Origin of the sequence: Caldanaerovirga acetigignens, from assembly GCF_900142995.1 — a bacterium.
GTDB classification, from domain to species: Bacteria; Bacillota; Thermosediminibacteria; order Thermosediminibacterales; family Thermosediminibacteraceae; genus Fervidicola; species Fervidicola acetigignens.
In genome coordinates this window covers 69,071-83,990 of the sequence record NZ_FRCR01000010.1, presented here as the reverse complement: position 1 = coordinate 83,990, position 14,920 = coordinate 69,071, and the positions used below count along the sequence as shown (strand labels likewise).

The following is a 14,920-nucleotide window of genomic DNA, read 5'->3' as shown; positions in this document are numbered from 1 at the left end:
GAGAGGACCGGGGTGGACGGACCGATGGTGTACCAGTTGTTCTGCCAAGGGCACAGCTGGGTAGCCAAGTCCGGGAGGGATAAGCACTGAAGGCATCTAAGTGCGAAGCCTGCCCCAAGATAAGGTATCCCACCCTGAAGAGGGGGTAAGACACCTGGGAGACGACCAGGTAGATAGGCCGGGGGTGTAAGGGTTGTGAGGCCTTGAGCCGACCGGTACTAATGAGTCGAGGGCTTGACCAAGTGGAGCATACCCGCTGTGTGATTTTGAGGGTGCAGGGGAAGGAATAGAATAGGGAAAGAAGATTTCGGTGGCCATAGCGGAGGGGAAACACCGGTAGCCATTTCGAACACACAGGTTAAGCCCTCCAGCGCCGATGGTACTGGGGAGTATTCCCCGGGAGAGTAGGACGCTGCCGAAATCTTTTGTTTTTTGTTGTGAAAGTAACTGTGATAAAATGAGTTGCAGGACGATAATCTAAGACAGGAAAACTATCCTTAAATTATATGACGTATATAGAATAATAAAATGTTTAAATACTAAAGAATAAAGAAATGTCTAAATACTAAAATAGGAAGAAGCGGCCTTTAAAGGCCGCCTTTATTATTACTATAACACACTTCTACTATATCGCCAGGCTTAATATATTCGAGAGAGATAGAATTCTGGTTTGCGTTTGATTGGTCCTCTTTAACTGGCCTGCGTGCCGTAAATCTTTTTTATATCCCTTATTCGTATCTCAATGCCTCTACCGGATTAAGAGCGGATGCGCGGCTTGCGGGATAAAGGCCGAAGAATACCCCTACTATTAAAGAAAAGCTAAATGCGATCAAAATAAAGGGCGGCGAAAATTTTACGCTTACGTTTAACGTCCTGCTGAGCACCGAGGCGGCGGCAAAGCCGGTAAGCACGCCTATGGCTCCTCCGGAGCCGCTCAGGATGATGGATTCTATGAGAAATTGGGTCATTATGTCGCTCCTCGTTGCTCCTAATGCCTTTCTTATTCCGATTTCTCTGGTTCTTTCGGTTACCGAGACCAGCATTATGTTCATTATGCCTATGCCGCCTACGAGAAGGGAAATGGCTGCTATCCCTCCAAGCATTGCGGACATGGCTCCTGTGGTCTCCTGCACAGTAGCAAGCATCTGCGTCTGGTCGAATATCCTGAAGCTATCTTCATCGTTTTTAAACTTTTTTAGAAGCTCGGCTGTCGCGTGGTTGATTGCAAGCTGTACGGTCTCGGCGGACTTTGCCTGCATGAAAACTTGCCTTATACCGCTTGAGCCCGTGAGCGTGCGCGACACAGTTATCGGGACGTAGATAACTTCGTCTTCGGAGCCGCTGACCGTGCTCCCCTGGGAGGCGAGGACTCCGATTATTTCGAAAATGCGGTTTTTAACCCTCAGTTCTTTTCCAAGCGGATTTTCGCCGGGGAACAATTCTTCAGCTACAGCATTGCCAATTACCGCCACGCTCCTTCGCTCATCGACTTCGCTTTTGGTAAAAAATCTCCCCCGGGCGACGGTGAGATTTCGGACTTCTGGATATTCAGCAGTAGTGCCTATTAAATTCACGTCCAGGTCCTCGCCTTTGTAGATAGCTTTCAACCTAGTACTCGATACCGGTGCGGCAGCGGTTATATAGGGGTTATTCGATGCGAGCTTTTCAAATTCGTCGTAAGACAAAGAGCCTTCAGGGCCTCTCCCGGTAATGTTGATACCGATTAGATTGGCGCCAAGGCTTTTGATGCTTTCTTCTATCCTGGAAGCGGTGCCCTGGGTTATAGCGACTAGGGTGATGACGGATGCAACGCCGATTATAACTCCGAGCATTGTGAGTAAAGACCGCATTTTTTTGCGGCTTATGCTTCGAAGTGCCATTGCAGTGTGTGCAAAAAAAGACATCAGAATCCCGCCCTTTCGTCGCGGATTATCTTTCCATCTCGTATTTCTATCCTTCGCCTTGCCCGAGAAGCTATTTCCCGGTCATGGGTTATGAGTATTACGGTCTTTCCCTTTGAATTTAGGGATTCTAAAGTGTCCATCACGTCCGAGCCCGACTTGGAATCCAGGTTTCCTGTGGGTTCGTCGGCAAGGATGATAGGAGGGTCGGTGGCAAGGGCCCTTGCAATGGCTACCCTCTGCTGCTGGCCCCCGGAAAGTTCGGAAGGCTTATGCGACAATCTGTCGGATAGTCCCATGAGGGAAAGAAGCTCGGCAGCTCTCTTTTTTCTGTCTGTAGGCTTCATACCCGCGTATATCATCGGGAGCTCAACATTTTCAAGAGCATTGAGCTCTGGTATGAGGTTGAAACTCTGGAAGACAAAGCCTATTTTCCTGTTTCTTATCCTCGCTAGTTCCCGTTCCGCCAGTTTTGACACAAGCTTTCCCTCGAACAGGTATTCACCGGAAGTTGGGACGTCTATCATGCCAATTATATTCATCAGGGTGGTCTTCCCCGAGCCCGACGGCCCGACTACAGCCACGTATTCGCCCTCGTCTATCTTCAGGTTTATATCCTTCAATATTTGAAGTTCGTTTTTTCCTCTTCCGTAAGATTTGTTGATATTGATGAGTTCAATCATTAAAGCCCCCCTCTTTCTCACCGTCTGGGACCGGACGGAGGGCCGCCTGGTACTAGATCAAAGCGAAAACCACCCGTGTTGCCCTGTCTATTACTCTGGCCTGATGCGGATGTTGTGGGTATTATTACTTCATCACCTTCACTTAAGCCTTCCAAAATTTCTACGTACTCGCTGGTCTTTATGCCAAGCTTTACTTCTTTCATGTTCTGGCGGCGGCTCTGGCCATTAGCCTCGCCTTCTTTTTCACGCAATAATACGAATGTCCTTCCATTTGCTTCGCGGATGGCGCTGGCGGGAAGTATCAAAGTGTCTTCCTTGGACTGAACTATAATTTCTGCAGTGACCGTCATCCCGGCCTTTAGTTCCTCGATGGAGGAGGTGACTATCGTGACGTCAAAGGTCGAGACATCATTAGAAGAAGTCCCGATTTCGGCCACATTTTCGACTGTGCCCTGCCAGGACTTGCCGGGGAAGGCGTCGGATGTAATTTTCACTGGCATACCCTCTTTTATCTTCACCGCGTCGAGTTCATCGACCGATATCACTACCTTCATTTTTGAGTAGTCGGCGAGGATTATCAAAGGCTTGCTGGAGCTTTGGCTGCTTGACTGTACGAGCTCCTCCCCTTCGCTGACGTTGACCTCGACTATAGTTCCGTCAAATGGGGCGGTGTATACGAGTTCATTTTTTGCAAGCTCTTTTTCTTCTAAATCCAGCTTTGCCTGTTCCAAGGACCTCCTTGCGTTTTCTACGCTTTCTTTTAGTTCTTCGGAGTCTAAACTGACAAGCTTCGCCCCGGCGCTCACCGTCTGGTCTTCTTTTACATAGATTGCGGACACGGTTCCCGCTGCTTCAGACTTTACTTCTATTTCTTCCGGAGCTTCCAAGGCTACAGCTTCTACTGCTTTCTGCACGCCGTCTCTCGTATTTAAAGTCACGTCGACTAAAGTTTCCGCCCCTTCTACGTAGTATTCGCCGTCGATTTCGATGGTGGCGTAATAGTATACCGCTCCGGTGGATTTGAGCTTACCTTTTTCAGATATATCCGTTACGATGCCTTCTTTCTTGAAAAGGAAATCTAAAAAGAGAACTTCTGCCTTATCGCCTATTTTTACATCTTTTATCTGAGCCGCATTAAACGGCGCTTTTATTATGGTCTTTCCAGGGTTTAGCCTGAGCTTTGCAACGGTAGTTCCTTTTGAGATGTTGTCTCCTTTTTTGACTGTGATTTCCGTAACTATTCCCCGCTGTGGAGCTTTTATTTCGGCCTTTTCCAGGTTCGACAGAGCCTTATTTAGATTGTCCTGCTGGATGGAAAGGTTTATTCTTGCCTTCTCGAGGGCAAGGTCAGTTGATCTATTGTAGAGGACGAGGAGCGGGTCGCCTGCCTTTACTTTATCTCCTGCCTTTACGTAGACTTTTTCTACGGTACCGCTCCCCCTCGGGTTGAGCTCAAGAAGCTGGTAGGGCTGTATGGTTCCGCTCCCTTTTATGCTATCAGTTATATCCCCTCTTTCCACCCGGGCGGTGAGGAACTGGACGGCGGCTGACGTATTTTTTGCCTTATTTTTAGCATAGAAAAAATAATACGCCCCGGCTGCCCCAGCCAGGATGAGAATTATGGCGATGACCTTTTTCGGATTCACGGCAACACCTCCGCGATAAAATATCAAAAAAGCCCCTCCCCAAGGAAGGGGCCTAAAATTAACTTTCTACAGAGCTGGAAGTCGAAGTATTCGGAACCGGCCTTTTTGCTGGGTGAATAGCCTGCATTACTGCTTTTGCTTCGTCTTCGGTCAGTATTCCTTTGTCGACTAGTTCTTGGAGCATAAAGTACTTGCTGCGCTTTTGCAGGGAACTCTTCTTTTCCTCGAAATAGGCCTTCCTCTCTTCTTCAGTCATATTTTTAATTTTTTCCATTTCTTGCTGCCTTTGTGCTTCCTTTTCGTCTAAGTACGCAAGTATCTTATCCTTTTTCTCCGAAGTTATTGTGCCGCTTTCTACCAGCTTTTGCAGGGCCTCTTCTATTTGCTGCCTTCTTTGCTGCTGTATTTGCTGCCTTTCCTGTTCCATTTTTTGTTCAACGTATTCCTTGACCTTTTCAACCTGCTCGCTGCTTATTATACCTTTTTCCGCAAGTTCTGACAGGATATCTTCCTTCAGAAACATGCCGGGGCCCTTTTTGCCGTGGCGAAATCCTCCCTTAAAAGGGGCTTGTTCAACTACGGCAGCCTTGCTGCTATCGGCGCTGGTATCTCCGGTGTTCTGGGCAAAGACCAGGTTGCCCGCACCTAACAGCATTCCCCCTATGAGTGCCGAGCCGATGAAAGCTTTTATCTTTTTGTTCATGCCGTTTCCTCCTTTTTATTTTTTACTTTGTTTTTTACTGCGATTTTATTGTAGGCGTCCAACTTCACGGTAATGTCACACTTTTTTTAAAAAATTTTGTGGGTTTTGTTAAGAAATTGTGAAGTCACCCCCTGCTTCTTCGATTTCTATCCAGAACTCCACGCCGCCTTCGGCATTAGCTACCCCATAAGATCCGCCGTGCGCCTCCATTATTGCTTTTACTACGGCAAGTCCTATACCCGACCCTCCGATCTCACGGGTCCTCGCTTTGTCTACCTTGTAGAAAGTCTGCCATATCTTGTCCATGGATGATTCGGGGATAGGTGCACCTGAATTGTAAACGGACACCCTTATTTTCCCTCCAGCTTTTTCCGCCTTGATTTTTAAGACCCTCCTTTCGTCCAAGTGCTCCAATGCGTTATTTATGAAGTTTATTAAGACTTGTTCAATCCTTTCAGGGTCGGCTAGGGCTAGGAGGTTTTCTTCGCATTCGACAGCCATACCTACTTCCATTTCTCTCGCAATGGGTTCGTATTTTGAAGCAATCTTATATATCAGCTTAGATACATCGAAGCTTACCTTTTTAATTTTGGCCATACCTGCCTCGAACTGAGAAAGCTCCAGGAGGCCTTTCACCAGTTTGTCCATTTTCTGCGTCTCTTCTATAATTACGTCCAGGTAGAAATTCCTCTTTTGTTCGTCTTCGGCTATGTTTTCCTTTATGGCCTCGGCGTAACCCTGGATCAAAAAAAGGGGAGTTTTGAGTTCATGAGATACGCTGGATACGAATTCCCGGCGCATCTTTTCCAGTTTCTTTTCCTTGTCTATGTCTTCTTTTAATCGCCGGTTTTTTTCGTTAAGCTCATTTATGGCCTGGCTCAGTTTTTCGGAAAGGTGGTTTATGCTTCCTGCAAGCTGTCCAATCTCATCGCTGGAATTTACTGTTATTTTTCTTGAAAAGTCGAGGTTTGCCATTCTTTTTGCTATTTTGCTCATCTCAAGAATGGGCTTTGTAAACCTCTGGGCGGCAAGGAGGGCCCAAATTCCAGACAAAAGTGCCGCGATAATGCCTATTGTCACGGCAAACCTGCTGGAAATTGCCACGCTTTCTTTTATGGATGCCATAGGTATCCAAACGAGGATGACGGTTCCGTCTTCAAGGATTTTCTGATACCGCAGGGTGTCGATTTTAAAATTCGGGTCTTTGGTGATTATAAAGTATGAGCCGTCTGGGTTTGGCTGGAGGTATTTTATCCTTATCATGGGAGGCCTCGGCAGCCTATCGGTTCCCTGGCTTTTATTTTCATCTTGCTTTTCCTCGGGGTTGAAAAAGGGATTAAAGATGATGGCAGGCCTTTGAACAATATTGCGGTCAGGCCTTGAGGGGTAGAATATCGTGCCGTCTATCTTTCCTATAAATATTGCGCCGCCGATGGACTTTTCCAGGGTGGAAATCTTGTATATCAAAGTTTCGTCGTCAAATGCGAGGGACCCTTTGTTTTCCTGCATGAGGGCGACCAGTTCTTTTGCGGTATCAAAAAGTACTTGCTTTTTGCGATAAATGTAATATTTTTCCGCAAAAAAAGCGTTTGCGACATATTGTAATAAATTGGCTATGAATACTATCGAAACTATGAGGATGAAGAGCCTGTATCTTACGGAGATTTCCTTTTTCATCGTGACCCCCCAAATCTGTAGCCGAATCCCCGCACAGTTTCAATGGCGCAGGAATATTTGCCCAATTTACTTCTTAGCCGGTTTATATGGGTGTCTACCGTGCGAAGGCCTCCTTCGTAGTCAACGCCCCATACCGCATCGAGCAGTTGCTCTCTGGAAATTATCTTTCCCTTGTTTTTTACAAGGATGAGGAGGAGGGAAAATTCTTTTGGACTGAGTATGATTTCGTTCCCGTCAACTGTTACTTTATAGGAGTCCTCGTCTATTTCTATGCCTTCGAATGAGAGGCGGTTCTTTATTTCTTCTCCGTTTTCGATGCGCCGTAATATTGCCTTTATCCGGGCGATAAGCGTGGTGGGCTTTACGGGCTTTTTCACGTAGTCGTCGGCCCCCAGTTCAAGGCCCAGGATTTCGTCGGCATCCTCCGAGCGGGCGGTGAGCATTACGATGGGGACTGAAGAAATTTTCCGGATGTTTCGGCAGACGGTCCACCCGTCGATTTCCGGGAGCATTATGTCGAGGATGATAAGGTCTATCTCTTTTTTTAGCTTTTCGAAGGTTTCCAGGGCGTGCCTTCCGTTCGGGGATTCCAGGACTTTAAAGCCCTCCCTTTCGAGAAAATCCCTCAGGAGCATTCTTATTTTTACATCGTCTTCCACTATGAGGATGCTCTTTTGCTTCAATGTAATTCCCCTCCGCGATCGCTTTTTATTGTTGGAGGAAGAATTCTATTTTATTGATGTGAATTCCTCTTTGTATCTGCCTTCGAAATTACAAATAACGAATTTTTTGACTATGCTCCTTTATTTGTAAACTTATGGTTGATATAATAGTGGTAACAAAATTGGTATGCAAGGAAGTTGATAATAATGCTTATCGAAAGTTTTAAAAAGACGTAAGACGCCTGAAGAAGTTATGGCAGGGAGTCTCCTTTTCCTCGATATGATAGATGACGCATTGATACTTTTTGACAGGGAAGGCTTTTTTACTCGGTTTTTGCAGGAATTTTCCTCGAAACTCAAAAAGATGGGAGCAAAAAAAGAAGTTGCTGATAAAGTTGACGAGCTTGCATCCATTTCCAAATGGCTCAGAAAAGAAATAGAATTTTCCTTTTATGGTGATGTTGACTTTATACCAACACAAGAGTATACGATGGAAGATGCAGAAAAAGCATATAATGACCTTCAAACAGTTATAGAGGCTGCAGAAAAGGTTATTCTTCAGAAATCTGTGTGAACGCTTTGTAAAACCGCTTTTAAGTCTAGTTTTTTTTCGACTTAAAAGCGGTATTTTTGTTGAAAGGATAGCCGTTAGTTATTGAAAATGGACATAACGTGTGGTAACATTATCCTATGTAGACCGACCGGTCGGTCAATTTTGGAGAGAGGGTGGTACGGTGCTGGATAAGAAAAAAGTATTTCCAGTCCTTATTTGTATCATTGCGCTATTGCTGGTAGGAGGTTGTGGCAGAAAGGCTAGTGAATCGGCTGAAGAAAAAAAGGCCGTCCCGGTAAGAGTAGAAAGCCTTTCTGCCAGGAATCTTTCGGAATACCGGTATTTCACCGGAACCGTCGAGGCAAAAGGGCAGGTGGTAGTGACTGCGAAGATGGCAGGGAAAATAAAAGAAGTGCTGGTTAAGGCCGGCGACAAGGTAAGGGCGGGGCAGGTGCTGGTAAAGCTTGATGAAAAAGATGTGATTTCGCAAGTGCAGCAGGCAAGGGCTGCATACGACGCGGCAGAGGCGAATTACAATAGGACCAAGGCCCAGCTCGACCAGGAACTCAAAAGACTTGAGTCTTCTGTAAAACAGGCTGAGGAGAATTATAAAAATGTATCTCAAAACTACGAGCGGATGAAGAAGCTCTACGAAGAAGGGGCGGTATCCCAAAAGGACTTTGAGGCGATACAGCTTCAGTATAATGTGACGAAGGAGCAGTACGAATCGGCAAAAGAGCAGCTTGAACTCACCAAGGCAAGCACCATGCCCGAGACATTGGCTGCGACAAAATCTCAGGTTGAGCAGGCAAGAGCGGCTCTTTCTGCGGCGCAAAGCGCCCTTGAAAATACCCTTGTAACTTCTCCGGTAGATGGCACAATCGGGAGTGTAGACGCAAAAGTAGGCCAGTTTATAAGCCCTGGGTCTATAGTCGCTGTAGTGGGCGATACGGGGAGCTTTTTTGTCAAGATAAACGTGACCGAAGATGTGATCAATTCGGTAAAAGTAGGGCAGACCGCAGAAGTTTCAGTTGACTCTATTGGTGCTACTTTGAAGGCTACAGTTACGAGCGCCAGCCCTTATAAGGACATAAAGACCGGGCTATATCCGGTGGAGTTGAGGATAGAAAACCCGCCGTCGGACTTAAAGCCCGGGATGTTTGCGAGGGTAAAAATCGCGGTTATAACTTACGAGAATGTACTGGCAGTCCCGGAGGAGTGCGTTTTAAATAAGGAAGACAAAAAAATAGTATACACTATAGAACAAAATAGAGCTAAAGCCAATGAGGTAGCGGTGGGTCCGACAGTGGAAGGCTACACAATTATTAAAGAAGGACTTAAGGAAGGCTTGACTGTGGTGGTTGAAGGACAGGAATACCTTGAGGACGGCTCGCTTGTCGAAGTGGTTGTTAGGGGGGAATGAAAATGAGCCTCGCAAAACTTTCTATAAAACACCCCGTTACCATGGTGATGATCGTCGTCATGGTGCTGGTGCTCGGAGCTGTTTCACTCGCCAGGCTCGGCACCGACCTTTTGCCAAATATAAGCTTTCCTACGATTATGATAATAACGAGGTACCAAGGGGCTGGCCCCCAAGAAGTTGAAAACCTTGTGACAAAGCCGCTGGAACAAGTTATTTCGACAGTTAGCAATGTAAAAAGCATAAAATCCACGTCGGTAGAAGGCGCGTCCAATATAACGGTAGAATTTAACTGGGGCACCGATATGGACTTTGCCGTATTAGAGGTTAGGGAAAAGATAGACCTGATAAAAGATATGCTGCCGTCGGAAGTAAAATCGCCGCAGATTTACAAGTATGATGCGTCGCAGATGCCCCTCATGGAAATCGCAGTGGCGGGAGGAAGGGACCTAGAGGACCTCAAAAAGATAGCGGATGACAAAATAAAAAATAGGCTGCTTCAGCTCGAAGGGGTGGGAATGGTCCAGGTCTTTGGCGGGACGACGAAGGAAATTCACGTGGTGGTAGATCCGGAAAAGGTGGTAAAGTACGGCACCACCATGAATTCCATCGCCCAAGCTCTTCAGCTTGAGAACCTAAACCTCCCCGGAGGAAGCATTTCTTATGGGAAAAGAGAATATTTGGTAAGGATAAACTCAGAGTTTGCGGATGTATCGGCGATTAAGAACCTGCCTGTAACCACAGCTTCAGGCAGCACAATACCTCTTTCGAGTTTAGCCGAGGTCGAATACGCCAATGAGACTGACGTCCTTTCCAAACTCAACGGCAAGCCCAGCGTTGTACTTGTGCTTTACAAGCAAAGCGGTTACAACACCGTCCAAGTGGCAGACAAAGTGGCAAAAGAGTTGGAGAATCTAAAGAAGGAGCTTCCCTCCGGCTCGCAATACAGCATCGTATTTAACCAAGCCAATTTCATAACGAAGTCTATTGGCAACGTGGTTAGCAACGCCATTACAGGAGGAATTCTAGCCGTAGCTATTCTCTACCTTTTCCTTCGCGATATTAGGACTACTCTTGTAATAGGTATATCGATGCCTATATCCATAATAACCACGTTCATATTGATGTACTTCGGAAACCTGACGCTGAACCTACTTTCGCTGGGTGGACTTGCGCTAGGCGTCGGCATGTTAGTAGATAACTCCATAGTAGTGCTCGACAATATATTCAGGCACAGGGAGGAAGGTGAGGACAACATAGGGGCGGCAATATCAGGCGCAAATGAGGTCACCAGGGCTGTAATAGCATCTACGCTGACTACAATTGTAGTCTTCCTGCCCGTAGTATATGTCCAGGGTATAGCCGCCCAGCTTTTTAAGGAACTGGCGCTGACGGTTACCTTTTCGCTCCTTGCTTCGCTTGCGGTTTCGCTCACGCTCACTCCGCTCTTGTGCTCCAGACTGATGGTTGGGAGAGTCTCATTGGGGAAAGCTGGTTTTGTTGCGAAGGCCGGCGAAAAATTTGACCGGGCCTTCAGCAGGCTGCTTGAGCTTTATAAAAATGCTCTAAGATGGGCCTTGGGACACCGAAAAGCTGTAGTAGGAATAGCGGCAGTGTTTTTCATTTTGAGCTTAGCACTTTCACCTTTAGTAGGGACGGAGTTTTTGCCCAAATTTGACATGGGCATGGTTATGATTACTGCACAGATGCCTGATGGGACGAGGAGAGAAGTGCTTGAAGGCACGGTAGATGAGTTGGTTTCCAGGGTAAAAGATATACCTGAGATAGAGAGCATACTGACGATCGCAGGTTTTTCTCAGTCGGGTGAAGAGAAGGACAATGAGGCAACGGTGATGATAAGGTTGAAACCTCTGTCCGAAAGGAAGAGAAACAGCGAAGAGATTACGGAAGAAATCAGGTCTAAGACGATGAATATTCCCGGTGTGAAATTGAGCGTGGTGTCTCTTGCCGGTATGATGTTCATGGGAGAAGCATCGGAAGCTGTATCCATAAAAATAAAGGGCGATGATCTGGAAAAACTAAAAGAGATATCCAAACAGGTAGAAGATATCGTCAAATCGGTCCAAGGGACGAGGGAAATAAAAAGCAGCCTTGCCGAGCAAAGGCCTGAGATAAGCATTAGGGTAAACCGGGATGTGGCCTCGCTTTACGGGTTAAATTCCGCTTATGTGGCAAATTACGTGAAATCTGCGGTACAGGGCGCAGTAGCTACGAGGCTGAGGACGGGCGGCGAAGAAATAGATGTGAAAGTCATGGCCAAGGAAGACCTGGTGGATGACATAGAAAAATTAAAGAGCCTTGCAATTCCAACGCCGTCAGGTATGATGCTGCCCCTTTCCAGCATAGCTTCAGTGGAAAAAGAAGAAGGGCCTGTATCTATAAACAGGGAGGACCAGTCCAGGACGATAAAGGTTACGGCCAACGTAGTAGGAAGGTTCTCCGGGGATGTAAACAGAGAGATACAGCAGAAATTCAAAAACCTCCGGCTTCCCGAAGGCTACTTTATTGAAATGGGCGGAGAACAGCAGCAGATGGCGGAATCATTCGGGGGATTGGCACTCGCATTTGCACTGGCGATACTGCTCGTCTACATGGTGATGGCGTCGCAGTTCGAGTCGCTCCTCCAGCCTTTCATAATAATGTTTACCCTGCCCCTTGCCATCATCGGCGTGGTGTTCTCGCTACTTCTCACAGGGAGAAGCTTCAATATTGCGTCCTTCATAGGTTTGATAACACTGGCGGGTATTGTCGTCAATAACGGAATAGTTTTGATAGACTTCGTAAACCAGATGAGAGAGCGGGGGCTTTCTAGGGAAGAGGCGATTTTGCGGGCCGGGCCCATAAGGCTGAGGCCTATATTGATGACGACACTGACTACGATACTAGGGCTCTTTCCCCTTTCGTTGGGGCTGGGCGAAGGCGGTGAAATGCGGGCAGCCCTTGCGACGGTAATTATGGGTGGACTTGCGGTTTCGACGGTCTTGACCCTGATAGTAGTGCCGGTTCTTTATACTGTTTTTGAGGACTTTGGGAAAATTTTCAGCAGGTTTCGCCCTGCTCGAAGAAAAATTTGAAGACGGGAGGTCGAAGGCGTGAAAAGGCTGAAGGGAATTATAGCCCTTGCTACTATCCTTGCGATTTCTACGTTTTGTTTGCCTTCAGGGGCGCCGGGCGAAAGCCCAAAGGAGCCTCTGAAGCTCACGCTTAAAGAAGCGGTTGAGATCGCTTTAAGGGAGAACCCGGCTATCGGGGTTTCTGAGCTGGCGGTGCAAAAGGCCGAGCTTAAAAGAGAGCAACTGAGGTACCGGGAAAAGAAAGTCGACGAAAAGGAAGAGGAATTAAAGCAGTACGGTATGTCGATTAAGGACTTCGACTACGAATACCAGATGGAGCTCGGAAAAAAGGCTGCCGACATGGAACTTAAGCTTGCCGTGCTGGGATTAGAAGCGGCCAAAAGGAACATCCGATTTGCAGTGGAGGCGGCATACTATGCCGCACTCTCCGCAAGGGACAAGGTCCAAATAGCAAAGGACAGCTTCGAGCGGGCAAAAGAAATGGAGAGAATCGCAAACGCCCTTTACAAAAACGGCTCGGCGACGAAAAAGGATGTGCTAGATGCCCAGGTAAAAGTGGCGACGCAAGAAGCCGAACTTAAAAAAGCCCAGGTAGATATGGAAAAGGCGTATATAGACCTTAAAAAGCTTATCAGGATAGATATGGCAAGGCCTATAGAGCTTACCGAAGCTTCGGAGTTCAAGGCCGTGGAAAAAGAGGTGAGCTTAGAAGAGCTCCTTGAAAAGGCCAGGGGAAACAGGATAGATTTAGTTCAGGCAAAGGAACAACTGGAGCTTGCAAGACTTGATTTTGATATGACCAAGAAGGTCTATCCCGAAAATACATTCCAATATAAAGAAAAAGAGTATGCCCTGAAACAGGCTGAGCTCAACTATAAGGACGTGGAAAGCAAGATAGAGCAAGAAGTCAGGAAGGCGTACCTTGACTATACTGCGGCATCTTTTAATATACCTATTTTGGAAAAATCGCTGGAGATGGCAGAGGAAAGCTACCGCATAGCAAAATTGAGCTATGAGGCAGGCCTTATCCGGAGCGTAGACCTTTTCCAGGCGCAGGAAGCTGTAAAGCAGGTAAGGCAGCAGAAAGCAGCGGCTATCTATGGCTACAACCTTGCGGCATTATCGCTGGACAATGTAATTTACATGAGTATAAGCAGGTGACATGATGGAGGAGATTTCCATTAAATATGACTCGGCTTTTAAAAAGAAAAAGGGAAGGTACGAAGAGATAATAATCGCTGCGGGGAAGATATTTTCAAGCAAGGGATTTCACAGAGCCAGAGTGGAAGAGATAGCAAAGGAAGCTGGAATAGGAAAGGGGACGGTGTATGAATATTTCAAAAGCAAACGACACCTTTTTGTCGAGGTCATAAAGTATTTCACAACAAAATTTTTGAAAGAATTTAAGGAAGCGGCCTGCAGCGGTAAGGATTATAGAGAAAAACTCGAAAATGCTTTAGGGCTGTTGATAGACATACTCCACGAATCATCAGGCTTTTTCGAGCTACTGGTAAGGGACCGCTGGGAAATGGATGAGAGGTTGTACCAATGGATGGTAAAGGTGAGGGGCGAGGCTTCAAAGGTGATAGAGGATATACTGGCGGAAGGGATAAAAGCGGGGAAAATAAAGGACATCAACCCCAGAATACCGGCTATGATTCTGATAGAATCTAGCCGCCTCGCGCTTTTTTCGGGGGACCTCGGCAATGAGGGGATGAGTCCTGGAGGGCTGAAAAGGGCGATAATCGACGTAGTATTAAATGGGATTTTGAGATGATGCATCGAAACTGATAGACAATAAATCGAAATCAGAATTTAGTTGATTTTACCCCTCGCTTCTGATAGGATTTAAGCGGGGGGCTTCATTTTATGGGAGAAGGTGAGACGTTGGATTTATTGGAGCTGAGAGGCATCTCGAAAGAGTATAAAACCGGCAGGAGCGTTGTAAAAGCCCTTTCGGAGATCGACCTTACGGTCAAAAGGGGCGAATTCGTTTCGATAATGGGCCCGTCGGGTTCGGGGAAGTCTACGCTGCTGAACGTAATAGGATGCCTGGACAGGCCCACTGCCGGGGAATATTTTTTAGATGGGATGAAGGTAGAGAGGCTTTCCGATGACAGACTCTCAGAGATAAGAAACAAGTACATAGGATTCGTCTTTCAGAGCTTTCACCTGCTCCAGGGGCTCGATGCCCTTGGGAATGTGGAACTGCCGTTGATATACAGGGGGATGGGCACTGCCGAAAGAAGAAAACGGGCTAAGGAAGCTTTAGAGGCCGTAGGGCTTTTGGATAGGGTGCACCACAGGCCTTCTGAACTTTCAGGGGGCGAACAGCAGAGGGTGGCAATAGCAAGGGCCCTTGCCCAAGAGCCGCTCTTAATCCTGGCGGATGAGCCCACAGGCTCTCTCGATTCCAGGACTGGCAAGACCATCATGGAGCTTTTTCAAAAGCTGAATTCGGAAAGGGGCATAACTTTAGTGATGGTAACCCATGACGGGGAGATGGCCAGCTATGGAAAGCGGGTCGTGAGGCTACTGGACGGAAGGATAGAGCGCGAGGAAATATTATAGACGATGGAT

Annotated in this window: 12 protein-coding genes and 2 rRNA genes; 8 read left to right on the top strand and 6 right to left on the bottom strand. The window is 46.9% G+C overall.

All coding sequences use genetic code 11. The annotated features are described in order from the left end of the window. Positions 1-242: ribosomal RNA gene (locus tag BUB66_RS08835) — 23S ribosomal RNA — on the top strand; the annotation flags it as partial. 64 nt (positions 243-306) lie between these two features. Beyond that, positions 307-421: ribosomal RNA gene (gene rrf / locus BUB66_RS08830) — 5S ribosomal RNA — on the top strand. Positions 422-728: 307 nt separating this feature from the next. Here the strand turns inward: rrf and BUB66_RS08825 are convergent. The 6 genes from BUB66_RS08825 to BUB66_RS08800 form a co-directional block, all read right to left on the bottom strand. Beyond that, positions 729-1,904, bottom strand: a complete 1,176-nt coding sequence (locus tag BUB66_RS08825) for an ABC transporter permease (protein ID WP_073257662.1) — start codon at positions 1,902-1,904, stop codon at positions 729-731. Further along, a complete protein-coding gene (locus tag BUB66_RS08820; RefSeq protein ID WP_073257660.1) occupies positions 1,904-2,584 on the bottom strand; it encodes an ABC transporter ATP-binding protein in 681 nt (226 codons plus the stop codon). Before BUB66_RS08820 ends, BUB66_RS08825 begins: the two co-directional genes overlap by 1 nt. 17 nt (positions 2,585-2,601) lie before the next feature. Then, positions 2,602-4,257, bottom strand: coding sequence for an efflux RND transporter periplasmic adaptor subunit (locus BUB66_RS08815; protein ID WP_084098946.1), 1,656 nt, complete (start codon positions 4,255-4,257; stop codon positions 2,602-2,604). Between the two features lie 31 nt (positions 4,258-4,288). After that, a complete protein-coding gene (locus BUB66_RS08810) occupies positions 4,289-4,933 on the bottom strand; it encodes a hypothetical protein (RefSeq protein WP_073257656.1) in 645 nt (214 codons plus the stop codon). A 108-nt stretch (positions 4,934-5,041) separates the two neighbouring features. Then, positions 5,042-6,610 (bottom strand): sensor histidine kinase, encoded by a 1,569-nt coding sequence (locus tag BUB66_RS08805; RefSeq protein WP_073257654.1) that lies wholly within the window; start codon positions 6,608-6,610, stop codon positions 5,042-5,044. Further along, positions 6,607-7,293: a response regulator transcription factor gene (locus BUB66_RS08800; protein ID WP_073257652.1), complete on the bottom strand. Its 687-nt coding sequence runs from the start codon at positions 7,291-7,293 to the stop codon at positions 6,607-6,609. Before BUB66_RS08800 ends, BUB66_RS08805 begins: the two co-directional genes overlap by 4 nt. Positions 7,294-7,525: 232 nt before the next feature. On the opposite strand from BUB66_RS08800, the gene BUB66_RS08795 reads away from it, so the two are divergent. The 6 genes from BUB66_RS08795 (at position 7,526) to BUB66_RS08770 (ending at position 14,911) form a co-directional block, all read left to right on the top strand. After that, positions 7,526-7,846 (top strand): HEPN domain-containing protein, encoded by a 321-nt coding sequence (locus BUB66_RS08795; protein WP_206744211.1) that lies wholly within the window; start codon positions 7,526-7,528, stop codon positions 7,844-7,846. A gap of 160 nt (positions 7,847-8,006) precedes the next feature. Next, positions 8,007-9,248: an efflux RND transporter periplasmic adaptor subunit gene (locus BUB66_RS08790; RefSeq protein ID WP_073257650.1), complete on the top strand. Its 1,242-nt coding sequence runs from the start codon at positions 8,007-8,009 to the stop codon at positions 9,246-9,248. A gap of 2 nt (positions 9,249-9,250) precedes the next feature. Beyond that, positions 9,251-12,340 (top strand): efflux RND transporter permease subunit, encoded by a 3,090-nt coding sequence (locus tag BUB66_RS08785; protein ID WP_073257648.1) that lies wholly within the window; start codon positions 9,251-9,253, stop codon positions 12,338-12,340. An 18-nt stretch (positions 12,341-12,358) separates the two neighbouring features. Beyond that, positions 12,359-13,501, top strand: coding sequence for a TolC family protein (locus tag BUB66_RS08780; RefSeq protein WP_073257646.1), 1,143 nt, complete (start codon positions 12,359-12,361; stop codon positions 13,499-13,501). A gap of 4 nt (positions 13,502-13,505) precedes the next feature. Then, the gene (locus BUB66_RS08775) at positions 13,506-14,117 is read left to right on the top strand and encodes a TetR/AcrR family transcriptional regulator (protein ID WP_073257644.1); all 612 of its coding nucleotides are present in this window, start codon (positions 13,506-13,508) and stop codon (positions 14,115-14,117) included. A gap of 92 nt (positions 14,118-14,209) precedes the next feature. Then, entirely contained in the window at positions 14,210-14,911 is a 702-nt protein-coding gene (locus tag BUB66_RS08770) for an ABC transporter ATP-binding protein (RefSeq protein WP_073257642.1), read from the top strand. Positions 14,912-14,920 lie beyond the last annotated feature (9 nt).

What these genes read in the sequence shown, in the direction of transcription:
- BUB66_RS08825 (WP_073257662.1), bottom strand. Translation starts at nt 1,904, where the DNA reads ATGTCTTTTTTTGCACACACTGCAATGGCACTTCGAAGCATAAGCCGC.
- BUB66_RS08820 (WP_073257660.1), bottom strand. Translation starts at nt 2,584, where the DNA reads ATGATTGAACTCATCAATATCAACAAATCTTACGGAAGAGGAAAAAAC.
- BUB66_RS08810 (WP_073257656.1), bottom strand. Translation starts at nt 4,933, where the DNA reads ATGAACAAAAAGATAAAAGCTTTCATCGGCTCGGCACTCATAGGGGGA.
- BUB66_RS08805 (WP_073257654.1), bottom strand. Translation starts at nt 6,610, where the DNA reads ATGAAAAAGGAAATCTCCGTAAGATACAGGCTCTTCATCCTCATAGTT.
- BUB66_RS08795 (WP_206744211.1), top strand. Translation starts at nt 7,526, where the DNA reads ATGGCAGGGAGTCTCCTTTTCCTCGATATGATAGATGACGCATTGATA.
- BUB66_RS08785 (WP_073257648.1), top strand. Translation starts at nt 9,251, where the DNA reads ATGAGCCTCGCAAAACTTTCTATAAAACACCCCGTTACCATGGTGATG.
- BUB66_RS08775 (WP_073257644.1), top strand. Translation starts at nt 13,506, where the DNA reads ATGGAGGAGATTTCCATTAAATATGACTCGGCTTTTAAAAAGAAAAAG.
- BUB66_RS08770 (WP_073257642.1), top strand. Translation starts at nt 14,210, where the DNA reads ATGGGAGAAGGTGAGACGTTGGATTTATTGGAGCTGAGAGGCATCTCG.